The sequence below is a fragment of the Kumtagia sp. genome (genome assembly GCF_059502445.1).
The window spans coordinates 10,794-29,479 of sequence record NZ_JCACER010000058.1 but is presented as its reverse complement, the minus strand read 5'-3'; the positions used below and the strand labels follow the sequence as shown (position 1 = coordinate 29,479).

13 protein-coding genes and 1 tRNA gene are annotated in these 18,686 nt (G+C 67.1%); 6 read left to right on the top strand and 8 right to left on the bottom strand.

The annotated features are described in order from the left end of the window. Positions 1-27 precede the first annotated feature (27 nt). The 5 genes from AC5JDC_RS17550 to AC5JDC_RS17530 all read right to left on the bottom strand — a co-directional run bounded on the left by AC5JDC_RS17550 (position 28) and on the right by AC5JDC_RS17530 (position 7,588). Complete coding sequence (locus AC5JDC_RS17550) at positions 28-2,472, bottom strand: GcvT family protein (RefSeq protein ID WP_495843157.1); 2,445 nt, start codon at positions 2,470-2,472, stop codon at positions 28-30. Positions 2,473-2,617: 145 nt separating this feature from the next. Further along, positions 2,618-3,799 (bottom strand): pyridoxal phosphate-dependent aminotransferase, encoded by a 1,182-nt coding sequence (locus AC5JDC_RS17545; RefSeq protein WP_495843155.1) that lies wholly within the window; start codon positions 3,797-3,799, stop codon positions 2,618-2,620. Position 3,800: 1 nt separating this feature from the next. Beyond that, positions 3,801-4,487 (bottom strand): HAD-IA family hydrolase, encoded by a 687-nt coding sequence (locus AC5JDC_RS17540; RefSeq protein ID WP_495843153.1) that lies wholly within the window; start codon positions 4,485-4,487, stop codon positions 3,801-3,803. Positions 4,488-4,489: 2 nt separating this feature from the next. After that, positions 4,490-6,943, bottom strand: coding sequence for a GcvT family protein (locus tag AC5JDC_RS17535; protein WP_495843152.1), 2,454 nt, complete (start codon positions 6,941-6,943; stop codon positions 4,490-4,492). A gap of 63 nt (positions 6,944-7,006) precedes the next feature. After that, complete coding sequence (locus AC5JDC_RS17530) at positions 7,007-7,588, bottom strand: helix-turn-helix domain-containing protein (protein ID WP_495843150.1); 582 nt, start codon at positions 7,586-7,588, stop codon at positions 7,007-7,009. Between the two features lie 164 nt (positions 7,589-7,752). Here AC5JDC_RS17530 and AC5JDC_RS17525 point away from each other — a divergent pair, with 164 nt between their 5' ends. The 5 genes from AC5JDC_RS17525 to AC5JDC_RS17505 all read left to right on the top strand — a co-directional run bounded on the left by AC5JDC_RS17525 (position 7,753) and on the right by AC5JDC_RS17505 (position 12,644). Continuing rightward, positions 7,753-8,463: a nitroreductase gene (locus AC5JDC_RS17525; RefSeq protein ID WP_495843148.1), complete on the top strand. Its 711-nt coding sequence runs from the start codon at positions 7,753-7,755 to the stop codon at positions 8,461-8,463. A gap of 166 nt (positions 8,464-8,629) precedes the next feature. Next, complete coding sequence (locus AC5JDC_RS17520) at positions 8,630-11,140, top strand: mechanosensitive ion channel family protein (RefSeq protein ID WP_495843173.1); 2,511 nt, start codon at positions 8,630-8,632, stop codon at positions 11,138-11,140. Positions 11,141-11,244: 104 nt separating this feature from the next. Continuing rightward, positions 11,245-11,508, top strand: coding sequence for a hypothetical protein (locus AC5JDC_RS17515; protein ID WP_106774688.1), 264 nt, complete (start codon positions 11,245-11,247; stop codon positions 11,506-11,508). Positions 11,509-11,927: 419 nt separating this feature from the next. Beyond that, complete coding sequence (locus tag AC5JDC_RS17510; RefSeq protein ID WP_106774689.1) at positions 11,928-12,230, top strand: DUF982 domain-containing protein; 303 nt, start codon at positions 11,928-11,930, stop codon at positions 12,228-12,230. A gap of 114 nt (positions 12,231-12,344) precedes the next feature. Continuing rightward, positions 12,345-12,644 carry a DUF982 domain-containing protein gene (locus AC5JDC_RS17505; RefSeq protein ID WP_495843145.1) on the top strand — a complete coding sequence of 100 codons (300 nt, stop codon included), beginning with the start codon at positions 12,345-12,347 and terminating at the stop codon, positions 12,642-12,644. Between the two features lie 94 nt (positions 12,645-12,738). On the opposite strand, the gene AC5JDC_RS17500 is transcribed toward AC5JDC_RS17505, so the two are convergent. The 3 genes from AC5JDC_RS17500 to AC5JDC_RS17490 form a co-directional block, all read right to left on the bottom strand. Further along, a tRNA-Asp gene (locus AC5JDC_RS17500) sits at positions 12,739-12,815 on the bottom strand. Positions 12,816-13,014: 199 nt separating this feature from the next. Then, positions 13,015-14,265 carry a M23 family metallopeptidase gene (locus tag AC5JDC_RS17495; protein WP_495843144.1) on the bottom strand — a complete coding sequence of 417 codons (1,251 nt, stop codon included), beginning with the start codon at positions 14,263-14,265 and terminating at the stop codon, positions 13,015-13,017. A 403-nt stretch (positions 14,266-14,668) separates the two neighbouring features. Then, on the bottom strand, positions 14,669-15,145 hold the full coding sequence (locus AC5JDC_RS17490) for a peroxiredoxin (protein WP_495843141.1): 477 nt from the start codon (positions 15,143-15,145) through the stop codon (positions 14,669-14,671). 228 nt (positions 15,146-15,373) lie between these two features. Here AC5JDC_RS17490 and AC5JDC_RS17485 point away from each other — a divergent pair, with 228 nt between their 5' ends. Beyond that, on the top strand, positions 15,374-18,682 hold the full coding sequence (locus tag AC5JDC_RS17485) for an AsmA family protein (protein ID WP_495843139.1): 3,309 nt from the start codon (positions 15,374-15,376) through the stop codon (positions 18,680-18,682). Positions 18,683-18,686: the final 4 nt, after the last annotated feature.

Sequence of the window (18,686 nt, the reverse complement as noted above, 5' to 3'; positions counted from 1 at the left end):
AGGGGCGGCCGGCAGGAAACGGCAGCCTCACATCCGCACCCGCTCCGCCTTCGGATCGTACATCGGCCTCAGCGAAGCCTCCGCCGCAAACCGTTCTCCGGCGATCTCGATCGCGTAGGACGAAGCCAGAACCTCCGTCTCGGCCTCGCCGGGGCAGGGCACATAACCCATGCCGATGGCGCCGCCGAGGTGGTGGCCGTAATTGCCTGACGTGATCGTGCCGACGATCGTTCCGTCGCGCACGATCGCCTCGTTGTGGAAGACGAGCGGCTGCGGGTCGGTCAGGCGGAACTGCACCATGCGGCGCTCCAGCCCGGCCTCCTTCTTGCGCAGCACGGCGTCGCGGCCGATGAAGTCGGGTTTCGAGGTCTTCACCGCGAAGCTCAGACCGGCCTCCAGCACATGGTCCTCGTCGGTGATGTCGTGGCCGAAATGCCGGAACGCCTTTTCGATACGGCAGGAATCCAGCGTGTGCAGGCCGCAGAGTTTTAGCCCTAAATCCGCGCCGGCCTGCTCGATCGCCTCGAAGACATGGGCGGCCTGGTCGGTGGAGACGTAAAGCTCCCAGCCGAGTTCGCCGACATAGGTGACGCGGTGGGCGCGCGCCTCGCCCATGCCGATCTCGATGTTCTGCCAGGTGCCGAACGGATTTCTTTCGTTCGAAAAATCGTTCGGGCTGACTTTCTGGATCACGTCGCGCGCGCGCGGCCCCATCAGGCAGAGCACGCTTTCGCCCGCCGTCACGTCGGTGATGACCACGAACTCGTCGGCGAGGTGGCGGCGCAGCCAGGCGAGGTCGCGCTGCAAGGTCGCGCCCGGTACAACTGCCAGGAAGGCGGTTTCCGACAGGCGGCTGACGGTCAGGTCGCTTTCGATACCGCCACGCTCGTTGAGCATCTGCGTGTAGACGATTTTTCCCGCCGGCACGTCCATGTCGTTGGCGCAGAGCTTTTGCAGGAAGGACAGCGCGTCGCGGCCCTCGATGCGGATCTTTCCGAACGAAGTCATGTCGAACAGGCCGACGTTGTTGCGCACGGCGAGGTGCTCGTCGCGCTGGTTGTCGAACCAGTTCTGGCGTTTCCACGAATAGCGGTATTCGCGCTCCTGGCCTTGCCTCGCGAACCAGTTGGCGCGCTCCCAGCCGGCGGTCTCGCCGAAGACGGCGCTGCGCGCCTTCAGGTGTTCATGCAGCGGCGAGCGTCTGATACCGCGCGCGGACGCCATCTGGCGATAGGGGAAATGGTCGGCATAGAGCAGGCCGAGCGTCTCGACGGAGCGGCGGTAGAGATAGGTCCTGTTGGCCTGGAACGGCTGGACGCGGCGGATGTCGACGTCCCACAGGTCGAAGGGCGGCTCGCCGTCCTGCATCCATTGCGCCAGCGCCATGCCGGCGCCGCCTGAGGACTGGATGCCGATGGAGTTGAAACCGCAGGCGACCCAGAAATTGCGCAGTTGCGGCGCCTCGCCGAGGTAGTAGCGGTCGTCGGGGGTAAAACTCTCGGGACCGTTGAAGAAGGTGTGGATGCCGGTCTCGGCAAGCAGCGGAAAGCGCTTCACCGCCTTTTCGAGGATCGGCTCGAAATGGTCGAAATCCTCCGGCAACTGGTCGAAGCAGAAATCCTCCGGAATGCCGTCCATGCCCCAGGGCTTCGCCACCGGCTCGAAGGCGCCGAGCAGGATTTTTCCGGCGTCCTCCTTGTAGTAGGCGCACTCGTCCGGCACGCGCAGAACGGGCAGCCGGCCGAGGTCGGGGATCGGCTCGGTGACGATGTAAAAATGCTCGCAGGCATGCAGCGGCACCGGCACGCCGGCCATGGCGCCGACGCCGTGCGCCCACATGCCGGCGCAGTTGACGACGTGCTCGCAGGCGATCGTGGTGGCCTCGCCGTCGACAACCGCGGTGACGCCGGTGACGCAGCCCTTGTCCTGGTGGACGGCGGTGACCTTGGCCTGCTCGACGATCTTCGCGCCGAGCATGCGTGCGCCCTTGGCTAGCGCCTGGGTGATGTTGGCCGGGTCTCCCTGGCCATCCTTGGGGATGTAGACGGCGCCGACGACGTCGCCGATCTCCAGATGCGGATAACGGGCCTTTGCCTCGGCCGGCGAGATCTCCTCGACGTCGACACCGCGGGCGCGGGCCATCGAGGCGTTGCGGTAGAGCTCTTCCTTGCGCTCCGCCGTCAGCGCCACCGAGATCGAGCCGCACTGGCGCATGCCGGTGGCGACGCCCGTCTCCTCTTCAAGCCTGACGTAGAGGTCGGCCGTGTATTTGGCGAGGCGCGTCATGTTGGCGGTGGCGCGCAACTGGCCGATCAGCCCGGCGGCATGCCAGGTGGTGCCGGAGGTCAGCTGCTTGCGCTCGAGCAGCAGGATGTCGGTCCAGCCGAGCTTCGCCAGATGATAGGCCATCGAGCAGCCGGCGACGCCGCCGCCGATGATGACCACGCGGGCCTTTTGCGGAAGGGTGGTCATGCGGGTCGCTCCCCGAATGCTTTCCTTGGAGCGACGTTACCCCCACCCCTTACCCCTCCCCACAAGGGGGAGGGGGATTCTGCGACGTTGGCGCCCCCCTCCCCCTTGTGGGGAGGGGTAAGGGGTGGGGGTAACTTTTGGGACATCACGCCGCTTTCTTTCGATAGTTCGCGACGAAGCGCTTCAGCCGAGCGGCGGCGTCGGCAAGCACGGGTTCGGGCTGGCAGAGGGTGATGCGGATATGGCCGGCGGCGGCGTCGCCGAAGGAAGAGCCAGGCATGACCGCGACCTTTTCGGCGTCGAGCAACGCCCAGGCGAATGCCTCGCAGTCGGGCTCGACGTCGCGCACGTCGAGCATGACGTACATGCCGCCCTCTGAGCCGCGCACGGTGATGCGGTTGAGGCCGGCCATCTCCGTCAGGAACGTCTTCCGCCGGGCGGCGTAGCGGGCGGCGATGTCGGCCACGCCGAAGCGGTTTTCCAGCGCCTGCGTGGCGGCGCGCGAGACGAAGTCGGTCAGGCCATAGGTGGTGACGAGGTTCAAATCGATGGCGAGCCGGATGAGCTCGGCCGGCCCTGTGAGCCAGCCGATGCGCCAGCCGGTCATGCCGTGGCTCTTCGACATGGAGTTGATGACCAGCGTGCGCTCGGCCATGCCCGGGAGCGAACGCGGCGAGACATGCCCGCCGCCGCCCAGCGTCCAGTAGACCTCGTCCGACAGCAGCCAGAGATCGTGGCGGCGGCAGATGTCGGCGATGCCTTCCAGCGATTTTCTCGAGTAGATGGCGCCGGTCGGATTATTTGGCGTGTTGATGAGGATGGCGCGGGTGTTTTCCCTGACCGCCGCCTCGATCGTCGCCGGCTGCGGCTGGAAACCGGTCTCGGCATGCGTCTCGACCACGGTGAAGTCCGCCCCGGCGGCGCGGAACGTGCCGGGGTAGGTGGCGTAGTACGGCGCCACGACGATGGCGTGGGTGCCGGAGTCGAGCACGGCCTGCACGGCCGAATAGAGCGCGGCCTGCCCGCCCGGCGTCGCTATGACCTGGTCGACGCTCGTCGGCACGCCGGTCGCCTCGGTCGAGACCTTTGCCATGGCGGCGCGGAGGCCGGGTATGCCGGGAAGCTGCGTGTAGTGGTGGAAACCGCCGCGCACCGCCTCCACGCAGGCCTCCACCGTCTCCGTCGGCGTGTCGAAATCGTGGTCGCCGACCGACAGCATGATGACCGGCTCGCCCGCCTGCTTGCGGTTCATGGCGGCGAAATGCAGCTCCCAGCCATCCCTGCCGGAGGGAATGATACCGGTGATACGGGACGAGGGTTTTGGCATGTCAGGCACCCTGCGCCGCCCGGCCAGCAAGGCCGGAGATCGTCAGCCGTCCCGCGGCGTCGGTCAGCGGCGCCAGTGCCGCATAGCCCGGGATCGTCGGATGCGCGGTCTCGAAGCGGTGCGAATGCGTGGCGGTGATGACCACCACCCGCGCCCCGGCCGCCTCGGCGGCGCGGATGCCGGCGGGCGCGTCCTCGAAGACGAGGCAGTCCTGCGGCTTCTGCCCGAGCCGTTCGGCGGCAAGCAGGAAGCAATCGGGCGCCGGCTTGCCGTTGGTCACGTCCTCGCCTGCCACCATCAGCGGCGGCAGCGGAATGCCGGCAGCCTCCAGCCGGCGGATCGCCAGCTGGCGCGGCGCCGAGGTGACGATCGCCCAGCGGTCTGCTGGCAGTGCGGCCAGGAAGGCGGCGGCACCGGCGATCGATTCGATGCCGTCGACGTCGTCGAGTTCGGCCTGGGTGAGGGCGGCGACCTCGGCATGGAGGTCGATGCCAGGCAGGTCGAGGGCACGAATGGTCTCGACGGCGCGCACGCCGTGGATGGTCGGCAGGAAGGCGGCGACGTCGAGGCCGTGGCGCGTCGCCCAGGCCGCCCAGACGCGCTCGGCGGCGGCGATGGAGCTCAGCAGCGTGCCGTCCATGTCGAACAGGAAGGCGCCAAAGGCGCGGTCGGGAAAGGGCAGGGTCATTTTTACGCTCGAATCCTCAGATTGTCGGTGTCCCACAGCGGCTTGTCCTGTTGGACCGTGGCGGAAAAGCGGTCGCCGAAAATCTCCACCTCGACCTTCGTGCCGGGAACGGCCAGATCGGCGCGCAGCATGCCCAGCGCGATCGATTTTTCCACGCGATAGCCCCAGCCTCCCGAGGTCGTCTCGCCGACGATTTTTCCGTCGTGCCAGAGGGTGGACATGGTGGGCGCGTCGCAGGGGCCGGGATCGTCCAGCGTCAGCGTCACGAATTTTTTCGTCACACCCTGCTGCTTCTCGTTGAGCAGGGCGGCCCGGCCGGTGAATTCCGGCTTGTCCCATTTGACGAAACGCTCAAGCCCGCCTTGCAGCACCGAATAGTCGGTCGACAGGTCGCCCTTCCAGGCGCGGTAGCCCTTTTCCAGCCGGAGCGAATCCAGCGCGAACATGCCGAAGGGTTTCAGCCCGTGCTTCTGGCCGGCGGCCCAGACGGCATCGAAGACGGCCGGCGTGTCCTCGACCTTGGTGTGCAGCTCCCAGCCGAGTTCGCCTGCAAAGGAGACGCGCACCAGTTGCAGCCAGCGGCCGGCGATCTGGCAGGACTGGTGCGACAGCCAGGGTTTTGCCAGGTCGGCGTCGGTGAGTTCGGCGAGAATTTTTCGCGATTTGGGGCCGGAGAGAATCTGGCAGGAAAATTTCTCGGTGACGTCGGCCAGCGTCATCTCATGAGGTTGCGGCAAACTCTTCGTCAGCCACTCGAAGTCGTGGCTCTGAGCGACCGCGGCGGTGATCAGGAAGAAAAAATCCTCGTCCAGCGCCATGATCGACATTTCGGTGACGATGCGGCCCTTGTCGTCGGCGAAATAGGCAAGGCCGATGCGGCCGGGTTTCGGCACCGTGCCGATGATCAGGCCGGACAGCCAGTCGCGCGCGCCGGAACCTTGCAGGCGGAAGCGCGAGAAGCCCGGCAGGTCGAGGATGCCGGCGGCGTCGCGCACCGCCAGGCATTCCTCGCGAATGCGCCTTTCCCACGGGCCGGCGCGGTCGAAGGTCTGGGTGGATTCCTCCGACACGTCGTCGCCGGGTTTCGCGTACCAGGTGGCGCGCTCCCAGCCGTTATAGGCGTTGAACTGGGCGCCGAGCGCCGCGATGCGGTCATGGATCGGCGACAGCTTTTGGTCCCGGCCCGCCGGCCAGGCGTGGCGCGGAAAATGGATGGCGTATTCGTTGCCGTAGATTTCGAGCCCCTTGGCGACGCAATAATCCTTGTCGGCGGCGAAGGCGGTGAAGCGGCGCGGGTCGCAGGACCACATGTCCCATTCGGTTTGGCCTTCGGTCACCCATTCGGCCAAAACTTTTCCGGCGCCGCCGGCCTGGGCGATGCCGAAGGTGAAGACGCAGGCCTCGAAGGCGTTGGGAACGCCGGGCATCGGGCCGATCAGCGGATTGCCGTCCGGCGCGTAGGGGATCGGGCCGTTGATGACTTTCGACAGGCCGGCCGTGCCGAGGATCGGCACGCGGGCGATGGCGTCGTTCAAATACCATTCCAGCCGGTCGAGGTCGTCGGGAAAGAGCTGGAACGAAAAATCGTCAGGCATCGGGTCGTTGTGGCCGGCCCAGTGCGCCCGGCAGTTCCTCTCGTAGGGGCCGAGGTTCATGCCGCCTTTTTCCTGGCGCAGGTAATAGGACGTGTCGACGTCGCGCAGCAGCGGCAGTTTCTTGCCGTTTTCCTTCGTCCAGGCGGCGAGTTCGGGGATCTCCTCGAACAATATGTACTGGTGGCTCATCACCATCATCGGCACGTCACGGCCGAACATCTTTCCGACCTCCTGCGCGCGGTAGCCGGCGGCGTTGACGACGTATTCCGAGCGTATGTCGCCCTGTGCGGTGGAGATCACCCACTCGCCGTTTTCACGGCGGGCGCCGGCGACCGGGCAGAAGCGAACGATCTTCTGGCCCATGTCGCGCGCGCCCTTGGCCAGCGCCTGGGTAAGCTGGGCGGGATCGATGTCGCCGTCATTCGGATCGTAGAGCGCGCCGGCGAGATCGTGCGTCTCGATGAAGGGGTAGCGCGCCTTGATCTCGTCGGGGCCGACCACGTCTATTTCCATGCCCTGGTAGCGGCCCATGCCTTTTGCACGCTGGAACTCGCGCATGCGCTCGCGCCCATGCGCCAGCCGCAGCGAGCCGGTGACGTGGTAGTTCAGGGGGTAGCCGACTTCGTCCGCCAGGCCGCGATAAAGCGAGGCGGAATAACGCTGCATGTTCATCAGCGACCAGGAGGAGGAGAAGGTCGGCACGTTGCCGGCGGCATGCCACGTCGAGCCGGAGGTGAGCTCGTTCTTTTCCAGGAGCACGCAATCGGTCCAGCCGGCCTTGGCGAGGTGGTAAAGCGCCGAGACGCCGACGGCGCCGCCGCCGATGATGACCACGCGGGCGTGGGAGGGGAGGTCAGGCATCGGCTTGGCTCCTGGGATCGAAGCGGGTGGTTTGGTCCGTCTGCTGGTCAAGCATCGCTGATCTCAATATACCGGCGGCGACACCGCCCAGATGACGACCGCGGGCACGCTGCCCGGGTTGCGCCAGCGGAAGGGTTTTCCCCTGAAGCGAAAACTGTCGCCTTCGCCGAGACTGTGCCAGGTGCCGCCGATCTCGATGTCGAAGCGGCCGCAGACGACATAGCCTGCCTCCTCGGTGTCGCGGCGCGCCTCCTCCACAAGCTCCGCCCCGGGCGCGAACTCCGAGCGGATCAGCTCGAAACTACCGCCGAGATCGGGCGACAGAAGCTCCTCCACCAGGCCTGATTCGCTTGTGCCAAGCGCCCGGCGCGAGCCGGCCCGCACGATCACGCCGCGCTCCTCGGGGCGTGGGGCGTCATGGGCGAAGAAAAGGCCGAGCGGCACGGAGAAGACGTTCGCCAGTGCGCGCAGATCGCCGAGCGACGGCTGCGACAGCCCGCGCTCGACCTGCGACAGCCAGCCCACCGACCGGTCGAGCCGCGCCGCGATGTCGGCAAGCGTCATGCCGCGCGCCTTGCGCAGGGCGCGGATGTCGCGCGCCAGCATGGAGCCGCCCTGCGGTGCCGCTTCGAAGGGTGCGTTCATGAAAAAATCCTCAGAAATTTCATACACGATACTGTCATGAAAAAATCAAGTACGATTTCATATCCTTGACGTTCCGCTTGCGCGATCGGGCGGTGTCGTGCAAACGCTGGGTCGGGCTGCGATGGAGGGAGCGCCTGTACCGCGCGGTGAGGAAAGGACCACGCATGCTGGCACCGGACAACAAGACCGGAGACTTCGACGAAGCGGCCATTGTCGACGAGGCGATTCTGTCGCGGCGCTCGGTGCGTGCCTTCCTGCCGACGCCGGTCGACGAAACGGTGATCCGCGACATATTGGAGGTGGCGGCGCGTGCCCCCTCGGGCACCAACATGCAGCCATGGCGGGTCTATGTCACCCAGGGCGAGACCAAACGGAGGATCGCCGACGCCATCCTCAATTCCGGCGTCCGCGCCGAGAAGGCCGTGTGGGACGAATACCGCTACTATCCCGACCAGTTTTTCGAGCCCTATCTGTCGCGCCGCCGCAAGGTCGGCTTCGACCTCTACGGCCATCTCGGCATCGCCCGGCGCGAGGTCGAGCGCATGCGCGAGCAGCACGACCGCAACTTCATCTTCTTCGACGCGCCGATCGGCATGATCTTCACCATCGACCGCCGCCTCAACAAGGGCTCGTGGGTCGATTACGGCATGTTCCTCGAGAACATCATGATCGCGGCGCGGGGCAGGGGACTGCACACCTGTCCGCAGGCAGCCTTCGCGCCCTATCACAACCAGATACGGCCGGTGCTCGGCATCACCCCGGAGGAAGTCGTGGTGTGCGGCATGGCGCTCGGCTACGAGGACACGTCCAAACCGGAGAACGACCTCAGGACCGAGCGGGCGCCGCTCGAGGAATGGGTGACCTTCCATCCCTGAAGGACCGGGACGCGGGTCGAGGCTTGCGGCCTGGCCTGTGGCCGCGGGCAGGCGCTCGCGCCGCATGAACGGATCGGGACGGCCTCGGCTTGCCGCGCAGGCGGTGGCGCTTTATCACTCGGCCACGATGCGCACGCCATTTTTCGGACCGGCTTCCAGCTCCGACATGCCGAGAACCATTCTCCGATCCTGTCTTGCCTTGCTGCTCGCCGTGCTTGTGGCGCTGGCGCCTGCCGTGGCGACGGCCCAGCAGCCGGCCGCGCCGGGTTCCTCGCTGGTGAGCCAGCAGCGCGCCGCCATCGATGGGCTGGCCAAGAGCACCAACGACCTCGAGAAGCGCATCGACGCCAACGCCGAGGACGACGTGCGGCTGGTCGAGATCAGGCTGCAACTCGAGGAGGTCGCGCGCGACCTGATCGACAGCAGCGTCGCCTTCCGTCCGCGCCTGGCCGAGATCAACGACCGGATCGAGCGGCTTGGTCCGCCGCCGGCGGACGGCGCCCCGCCCGAATCGGAAATCGTGACCGCCGAGCGGCAGTCGCTCACCGCCGAAAAGGCCGAGATCAACGCCACGCTCGGCACCGCCGAGGATCTGTCGATCCGCGTCAACAACCTGATCACGCGCATCACCGAGATACGCCGCGACCTGTTCTCCCGCCTGCTGACGCGGCGCTACGACATCAACTGGACGCTGATGAGCGAGGTATCAGGCGCCTTTCACGAGACCAGCGGCAGCGTCTATCGCTCTGTGTCGGCGTGGCTGCGCTTCGTCACCAACTTCAAGCTGAGCTCGGTGCTCGGCGCCACGCTCCTGGCTCTTGCTGCCGCCGCCGTGCTTCTGCTCGGCGGCCGGCGCATGTTCGGCCATCTCATCGAGCCCGATCCCGACCGGCAGGAGCCGAGCTACCTCAGCCGGCTGTCGGTGGCGTTCTGGTCGACGCTGCTGCCCTCGGCCGCGCTCTGGGTTTTCCTCGGCGCCACCTTTTTCTTCTTCGACTATTTCCAGGTCCTGCGCGGCGACATCCGGCCGATGCTGGCGGCGCTGTTCGGCGTGATCGGCCTGGTGTTCTTCGTGCACCGGCTGGGCAGCGCCGTCCTGTCGCCGCGGCTGCCGGAGTGGCGGCTGATCCCCGTCCAGTCGAACGCCGCGTCCAAGCTCCTGTGGATCATGTCGGCGATGGCCGCCTTCAGCGGCTTGGATTTCCTGCTCAGCGTCGTCTACGAGACCCTGAACGCACCGGTGTCGCTGACGGTGGGCGAAGCCCTGGTGGCGACGGTGCTGATCGGCCTGCTCGTCGTCATGAGCGGGCTGGTGCGTCCTTTCGTCGGCGATGACGGGCGCCCGCGTGCCTGGCCGCCGACGGTGCGCTTCACCCTCTATGCCGTCGGGCTGATGACGATCGTCGCCGCCCTGCTCGGCTATATCGGCCTTGCCCGTTTCATCTCGCAGCAGGTGGTGTGGACCGGCGCGGTGCTGGCGACCATGTATATCGGCTTCCTGTCGTCGCGCGCGGTTTCGGAGGAGGGCGCCTTTTCCGGTACGGCGATGGGGCAGCGCTTCCAGCGCTGGTTCAAGCTGGACGACGCGGCGCTGGACCAGGTCAGCCTGGTGGTCAGCATCCTCATCAACGTCGTCGTGGTGGTCGTCGGCCTGCCGCTGATCCTGTTTCAGTGGGGTTTTCAGCCGGCCGACATCGTGGCCTGGATGTACCGGATCGCCACCGGTATCCAGATCGGCTCCTTCACCCTTTCGCTGACCGGCATCCTCTGGGGCCTGCTGGTCTTCGCCCTCGGCTTCATCCTGACGCGCTGGTTCCAGGGCTGGCTGGACGGCTCGGTGATGGCGCGCGGCCGCGTCGACACCGGCGTGCGCAACTCGATCCGCACGGTTGTCGGCTATGCCGGCCTGGCGGTGGCGGGGCTGATCGGCCTGTCCGCTGCCGGCATCGACTTCTCCAACCTTGCGCTGATCGCCGGCGGCCTGTCGCTCGGCATCGGCTTCGGCCTGCAGAACGTCGTGTCGAACTTCGTGTCGGGCCTGATCCTGCTGGCCGAGCGGCCGTTCAAGGCAGGCGACTGGGTGGTGGCCGGCGCGGTGTCGGGCACCGTCAAGAAGATTTCCGTGCGCGCCACCGAGATCGAGACGTTCCAGCGCCAGACCGTCATCCTGCCCAACTCCGAGCTGATCAACGGCGCGGTCGGCAACTGGACGCACCGCAACAAGCTGGGGCGCGTCGACATCCCTGTTGCCGTCGCCTTCGGCGTGGACGCGCGCAAGGCGCATGCGCTGCTGCTCGACCTGGCCGCCGGCCATCCGCTGGTGCTGAAGAACCCCGAGCCGTTCGTCGCCTTCACCGCCTTTGCGCCGACTTCGATGAATTTCGAGATGCGGGTGTTTCTGGCCGATGTCACCAATGGCGGCGGCGTGCAGAACGACCTGCGCTTCGCCATTCTGGAGGCGTTCCAGCGCGAGGGCATCCCGATCGCGGTTCCGGCGCAGGTGCCGCCCGACCTGACGCCCAAGCCGCGCTGGCCCGAAGACGACGAGAAGGCCGAGGCCGAGCTGGCGGACGAGCTCAAGCGGCGCGAGGCGGAAAGGCTGAAGCCCGCCGGGCGCCGGCGGCGGCGCAGCAAGCCGGACCCGACCGAGGACGACGGCGGGGCAAATATGGCATGAATGCGTCATTCAGTTGGCGTTCAGCTTCGCTCCCTTATAGACTGTTCACGAAAGGGGCGGAGTGCCCCGGACCTGCACAGAGGCGGTGGAAACACCGGAAAGCCATGAAGCATCTTGTCGTCGCAGCTGCCTGCCTTCTGACCCTGGGCAACGCGGCGCATGCGGCCAGCGCCGTCAATCTCGACGCCGAGCCGCGCACGCTGATCGTCACCGAGGGCGGCAGCAGGTCCGAACTGTCGCTGGCCGCCGGCGAGACGGTCGAATTCTGCAGCTCCGGCTGCTTCGTCACCCTGCCCAACGGCGACCGCGAGGCGCTGACCGGCACGGAAACGATCGAGATTTCTGGCGGCGTGGCGAAGATCAAGTAGCCTATCTGCCAACCCGGACTTCGAACGGGGCGATGCCAGCGGCATTGCCCCGTTTTCGTTTGAGGTTCGCCTTGCGGACGCATTCCGGCGGTGTGGCCGGTGCAGTCGAACGGCAAGGCTCGATGCTGCAAGCGATGGCCGCGTTCGGCCGCCTCACATCACCACGAAAGCCGCCTCCGATAGGCGTAGGCCGGCGACATCAAGGCGAACTTGATCGCCGCATAGGGGCTACCGGAGCCGGCGGCGTCCTGGACAGCGAGCGAGTGTGCGGGACGTCCAATTAACAGCGAAAAGCTGTGTGGTTTCTGCCTCTTGAAAGTCGGTGCAGCCGTTCTCAAATCTTGTGCCGCCGGCCGGTGCGCTGCGCACCTTCGGCCGGTTTGCTGTTTCAACAGACGCTGTAAAGACTGGAGGACGTGATGCCCGACAAGCGTTTCGACCGCCCCATTTACGTTCGAAACGGAACCTACCTCGTCCAGGAGATCGCCGATCTGCAGGACGCCCTCTACTTTCTCGAAGACTGGCCGGAGAACCGGCGCGGGACGATCTACGAAACCGCGCGGCGTGCCTGCTGTGCGGCCTGGGACGGCCACTATCCACTCGACGCCGCGCGCAAGGCCTTTGAGGGCTGGGCGCGCATGACGAAAATCCTCGAAAACGAGACGCCCGTCATGCCGTGGATGACGGCACCCCGGGAAGGCCGAGGCGGCGTGCCGGCCTGACGTGCGGGTCAGGCCGCCGCGTGCAACCAAAGTTGCTCCGGCGCGTTCCCGGGTGTTCCCCATCGGAGGCCGACTGGCGTCGGCCTTCGCACCAACAAAATCCGAGAGGCCACGATGCTCGACTTGTCGTCCATCACCCCCGTCGCGGTTGCGATAATGGGTTGCCATAGGCGTGACATCCGCTCGCTGAGCGACATGCATGAGTTCCTGACCGAATGGCCGCCTTCCCAGCGCCGGATGAGCTATGGGGCGGCAGCCAAGGCATGTGCGGCGGCACGGGCCGGAGAGATATCGCCCGAAGCGGCGCGGGAGGCCTTCGTGCAGTTCGCAGAGACGGCGGGCATCCTGTGGCCCGAGGTTTCCCCGATCATTTCAGTGAAACCTGTGGCTCGCGGATATGCTGGGTTCGCTTAGTAGGCGTTGGATCGAAACACGGGGCTTGCTGGCGCGCCGGAGAAAGGCATTCCAGCCTTTGCGTCAAAGACTTCTGCTAAATCACTGAAAACAATGGCGCGAGTGACGGGGCTCGAACCCGCGACCTCCGGCGTGACAGGCCGGCACTCTAACCGACTGAGCTACACCCGCGCATCCGGCGCCGTGGCGACGCCGTGTTGTGGGCGTCCGATTACGGGGTTCGCGGGAGGCTGTCAAGCGCGATGGCAAGGCTTATCGACGATTTGCCGGGACCTTTCGCCGGCCAACCGAAGACACGCTCCGGCAGCCGGCTTTTCCACTGCATATGGAGAAAAACCGGCGCGCCGCGGCGACGCAAAATCACGGCCCGTCAGAGCAGCTGGCCGAGCTTCTTGCCGACCTTGATGAAGCGCAGCGGGTCGATCGCCTCGCCGTTGCGCCGGATCTCGTAATGCATGTGCGGTCCGGTCGAGCGGCCGCTGCTGCCGACCTCGCCGACGACGTCGCCCGTCTCGACCGTCTGGCCTTCGGCGACGCGGATGCGGCTGAGATGGGCGAAGCGGGTGGAATAGCCGTTGCCGTGGTCGATCTCGACCATGCGGCCATAGCCGCCGTTCCAGGCGGCGTGCGTCACCACGCCGGAGGCCGTCGCCTTGGCGGGAAAACCGATGGGAGCGCGGAAATCCATGCCCGAATGCAGGGCCGGCGTGCCGAGAAAAGGGTCCTTGCGCACGCCGAACGTGCTCGAGATCGAGCGGCCCGGCGCCGGATTGGCGATCGGCAGGCGCATGGCCCGCTTCTTGACGCTGTCCAGCGTGTCGAGCGCCTGGTCGAGTTCTTTCACCTTGCTGTCGAATATCTGGGCGTTGTCGATCGCCACCAGCGGGCCGCCCATCGCCGACTTGCCGAAATCGACGTCGATCGGCAGGCCGGCGTCGTCGAGAACGTCGGCGATCCGGTCGGCGGTCTGGTAGGCATCGTCGGCCAGCGACGAGATCCGGCTGATCTGCTCCTTTTCGATCGAGCGCAGCGACTGGTTGATGGAGACGAACAGCTTGTCGGCGCGGTCGGCGGGCGATTCGCCGACATGGGTCGTGCGCAGCGGGAACGGCGCCGCCGCGCCGGCATAGGCGAGGGCGGGCAGCGCCGGCTTGGAGCCGGCGGCGTCGGCCCGCTCGTCCGGCCTGCCGCCCGGCAGCGGCGCGGTGTCCGGCGTGACGGTGACGGCGTTGGCCTTTTCCAGCAGCGGTCCGAGGCGGCCGTGCCGTTCGCTGAGCCTGGACTGGCGCGACAGCAGCTCCGTGACCTTGGTCTCCATGAGCTGCTGGTCGAGCAATTGTCGGCTGGTGATGCGGTCGACCTGCGCCCGCAGCGCCGAGATGCGGTCCTCATAGGCGTGCTGCATGCGGGCCTGGCGGGCGATGGCCGCGCCGATCAGGTCGTCGCGGAAGACGAGATAGGTCGTCGCGGCGAAATAGCCGAGCGTGACGGCCGCCACCACCGAACCGGCCAGCGCCGCCATCCAAGGCCGCACCGTGAAATGGCGGATCGAGTTGCCGCGGGCGATGATGACCGTGTGCGGTTCCTGACGCTTGCCGAAAACCGTGGATTGAACTGCCATCTGCCCCAACTCCGCATGCACGCGCCGCGCTCAGCGATGATGCGATTACACATTGTTAGGGTTAACAAAGCTTTGCCGCAGCGCTCGCATCGTTAATGTCGACGGCGATTTCGCGTGTGGGTAGCGCCTGCTTGACTGGTGGCGGCTTCATGCGCGAGCCCGCTCTGGCTGCGGAAGCCGGCGGTAAGGCAAAAAGAAAACCGCCCCTCGAGGCGGTCTCTCGGATCGCTGCGACGAGGCGGCGAGGTCAGTCGAGAAAAAGCCAGAGCAGGATGATGATCGGAATGGGGATGCCAAGCATCCACAGGATGACACCACGAAGCATTTCGTCTACTCCCGCTGTTTGTTCATGAGCAGAATGCGGGAAATCTGAAACGGTTCCGCCGGACGGGCGTCGCGGTCGTCAGCTTCGACCGAGGCCGCGGGCCGCCTCCAGCACCTCGGCGGCGTGGCCTTTCACCTTGACCTTGCGCCATATCCGCCTGATCCGGCCGTCGGAGCCGATCAGGAAGGTGGCGCGCTCGACGCCCATGAAGCTGCGCCCATACATGCTCTTCTCGACCCACACGCCATAGGCGTTGGCCGTCGCAAGCGCCTCGTCGGCGGCGAGATCGATGGAAAGGCCATGCTTTGCGGCGAAGTTCGCATGACGCTTCGCACTGTCGGGCGAGATGCCGACGACCGTGGCGCCGCCCGCCTCGAAATCCGGCTTCAGCGCCGAGAAGTCGATCGCCTCGGCCGTGCAGCCCGCAGTGTCGTCCTTCGGGTAGAAATAAAGCACCACAATGCGCCCGCGCAGGTCGCCGAGGCTGAGCGTGCCGCCGCCGCCGCGCGGCAGCGAAAAATCGGGCGCAGCGTCGCCTACACCGAGTTCAGCCATAAGGATGCCCTTCTTCGCCTCTAATTATGGGAAAAATCGGTATAGTGTGGCGACGGATTCGTCTACGGCGGCACCGCCGTGGACGGGCGCGGCAGACACCCTGGCCCGGGTGAACGCGGCTCCGGATCGATTGCGCTCTATAACAGGAAACGCCACGCGTTGCATCACCAGCCTCCCCAGCACCGGAAGATCCGGTTCCGCCGGGACGAGATATGCAAGCTTTCCGCCATGCCTTCGGCCGAGGGCCAGGGCGCGCATTGGCGCGGCGGGCGCACGCGGCGCGGCATGGTTCGCGTCGGCCTTGCCGCCGCGGCCGTTGCCGGATGCGCCGTGCTGCTCTTCCTTGCCGCGGCCGTCGTCGTCGTCGGCCTGGGCTGGGGTACCGGGACGCTGCGCAGCCAGGCCGAAAGGGCGCTGCAGAACGCGGTCGGCGGCTATGCCGCCGCGGCCATCGGCCCGGCCCGCATCGCTCCCGGGGCCGCCGGGCCGCTCGCCTTCGAGCTGGAAGACGTCCGCCTCAGCGCCGTCGGCAGCGAGGCGCTGATCGCCGAGATCGGCTCCGTCGATTTCGGCATCAGACTGCTGCCGCTGCTCGGCGGCAATTTGCGGCTCGGCAGCGCTTCCGTGTCGGACGCCACCATCACCGTCGCCGCCCTGCCGGCGATCGGCGGCAGCGACTGGACCGCGCCGCTGCGCGACGGGCGCGGCCTCGTCGACCCCGGACTGGTCGCGGCCGCCGCCTTCGGGCCGCTGCATGCGGCTTTCGCGGCGGTCGACAACGGCATGCTTTCGGAGATCGCGCTCGACAACATCACCATCGTGCTGCCTGAAGGCCAGCGCCTGCGTGCCGTCCGCATCATCGACGGCTCGGTCAGCCGGACGTCCGCCGACACGCTGCGCATCGCGGCCGAGGCCGATGTCGACGGCCGGCGCATCAGGCTCGCCGGCACGGCGGCGCGGGCGGAGACGGGGCGCATCGCCGCCCTCGACCTGTCGATTTCGGGTGACGCGCCGGTCGAGGAGGTAGGCGAGCCGCCTGAACGGGCAGGGCGGCTGGGCGCCTTCGCCCTGTCGGTCTCGGGGAGCGAAGGCACCGACACGGCGCCGCCGGCGCTCAAGATTTCCGCCATGGTCGATGAGTCCGTGCTGGATTTCGGCGCCCGCGGGGCCGTGACCGGCAATCTGCGCGTCGACGCCACCCTCGCGGCCGGCACCAACAAGGTCGAGATCGACCGGCTGCTGCTGCAGATGGGCCGCACCTCGCTCGAAATGAACGGTGCGTTCGGCCCGCGCCCGCCGAGCGGCGCCGTCGGCGACACGCCGGTCTACCGCTACGAGTTGGTGAGCAGCAAGACCGTGGTGGCCCCGCAGGACTCACCCGAGCCGGCCCTGGAGTTCATGGCGCAGGTCGAGGGCGTGGTCGATCCGCACACCAGGACGGCGTCGGCGGACCGCATCGCCATCAGGACTGGCACGGGCGAGGCGCTCGGCACTGCCCGGATCGAGCTGGCCGAAGGCTTGGCGCCCGGCGTGACGCTGGCCTTCTCGGTGCGCGACATGCAGGTGGCCCATGCCAAGCAGCTGTGGCCGTGGTTCGCCGCGGCCGGCGCGCGCAACTGGGCACTGGACCATGTCTTCGGTGGCGAGCTGGAAGAGGCGAGCATCCAGTTCCGCGTTCTGCCGGGGCGGCTCGGCAATGGCGTTCCGCTGTCGGCGGAGGAGATCGTCGGCCGCTTTGCCGTCACGAACACGCGTTTCGACACCTTCGGCAAGGTACCGCCGGTGCGCGACGCCAACGGTATCATCGATGTCCGCGGCCACGATGTCGACATCACCATGTCGTCCGGCACGGTCTATCTGCCGAGCGGCAAGACGGTGACCGGCCGCGACGGGACGCTCGCCTTCCGCGCGGAGCGGCGATCGATCGGCAAGCTCGATATCGACATTGAAGGCGAAGCCGGCGCGGTGGCCGAGCTGGCGTCGCTCGATCCGATCAATGCGCTTCGCGTCATGCCGATCGAGCCGGGCGATCTGACCGGCAGCGTCAAGGGGCATGTGATCGCCGACATTCCCATCCGCAGGGGCATCGATGCCAAAACCCTGGATTGGATCGTGGCGCTCGACTATTCCGGATTGTCGATGGCCAAGCCTTTCGGCGGCCAGTTGCTGACCGACGCGGACGGCAAGATCACGGTCGAGCCGGCGCAGGCGACCGTGACGGCAAAAGGCAGGCTGAACGGCATCCCGGCAAACTTCACGCTTGTCGAGCCGCTGCGCCCGGAAGGACCGAAACGCGCTCGCGACGTCGAGCTCGTCCTCGACGACGCGACGCGCGGCAAGGTCGCGCCGGGGCTCGACAGCCTGATATCGGGCACCGTCAAGGTGCGGTTCGCGGAGCAGCAGGGCACGCGCAAGGTGGTGGCCGATCTCGGCGCGGCGCGTCTCGACATACCCTGGGTCGGCTGGAGCAAGGGGCCCGGCGTCGCCGCGACCGCGGAATTCTCCATGCAGACCGGCGACAACGGCGTGCGCATCCCCGACTTCCGGCTTGCCGGCGCTTCCTTCTCAGTCGCCGGCGAGATGACGCTGTCCGGTGGGGCGCTGTCCTCGGCCCGTTTCGACTCGGTGCGGCTCAATCGCGGCGACGACGTCGCGGTCGATGTGGCACGGTCGGGCAGAGGCTACCGCATCGATATCCGCGGAAACGCCCTCGATGCGCGCCCGGTCATAAGGACACTGCTCTCCGATACCGAAGGCTCGGGAAAGGCGGCGCCCAGGACCACCGCTTCGGTCAATCTGGATGTCGCGACCGTGGCCGGCTTCAACGGCGAGAGCCTGTCAGGGGTCAAGCTCGAATCGGACGGTGGCGGTCTGTCGCTGACCGCCGCCTCCCGATCGGGCGGCCGGGTGACCCTGTCCAACCGCGTGCGGGCAGGCAGCCGGCAGGTTCAGTTGCAAGCGGCCGACGGCGGCGCCGTCCTGCGCTTCCTCGACCTCTACAAGAACGTTCAGGGCGGCGCCATGAAGGTGGTTCTGGCCGGCGCCGGCGACGGCGGCATGGCCGGTCAGGTGGACGCGCGCGATTTCACGATCGTCAACGAGCCGCGGCTCGCCTCCATCCTGTCGACGACGCCGGCCGGCAGCGACCGCAGCCTCAACCAGGCGGTGCGCCGAGAGATCGACACCTCGCGCGTGCAGTTCGAGCGCGGCTACGCGCAGATCGCGCGCGGCGACGGCTATCTGCGCCTCGCCAACGGCGTGCTGCGCGGCCCGCTCATCGGCGCCACCTTCCAGGGGACGCTGTTCGATCAGCGCGGGCAGATGGACATGACCGGCACCTTCATGCCGGCCTACGGCCTCAACCGCATCTTCGGCGAGCTGCCGCTGGTCGGCGAGTTGCTCGGCAACGGCCGCGATCGCGGCCTGATCGGCGTCACCTTCAAGCTCGACGGCGCGGCCAAGTCGCCGCGCCTGCAAGTCAATCCGCTGTCGGTCATGGCACCGGGGATTTTCCGGCAGATTTTCGAATTCAACTGAAGGC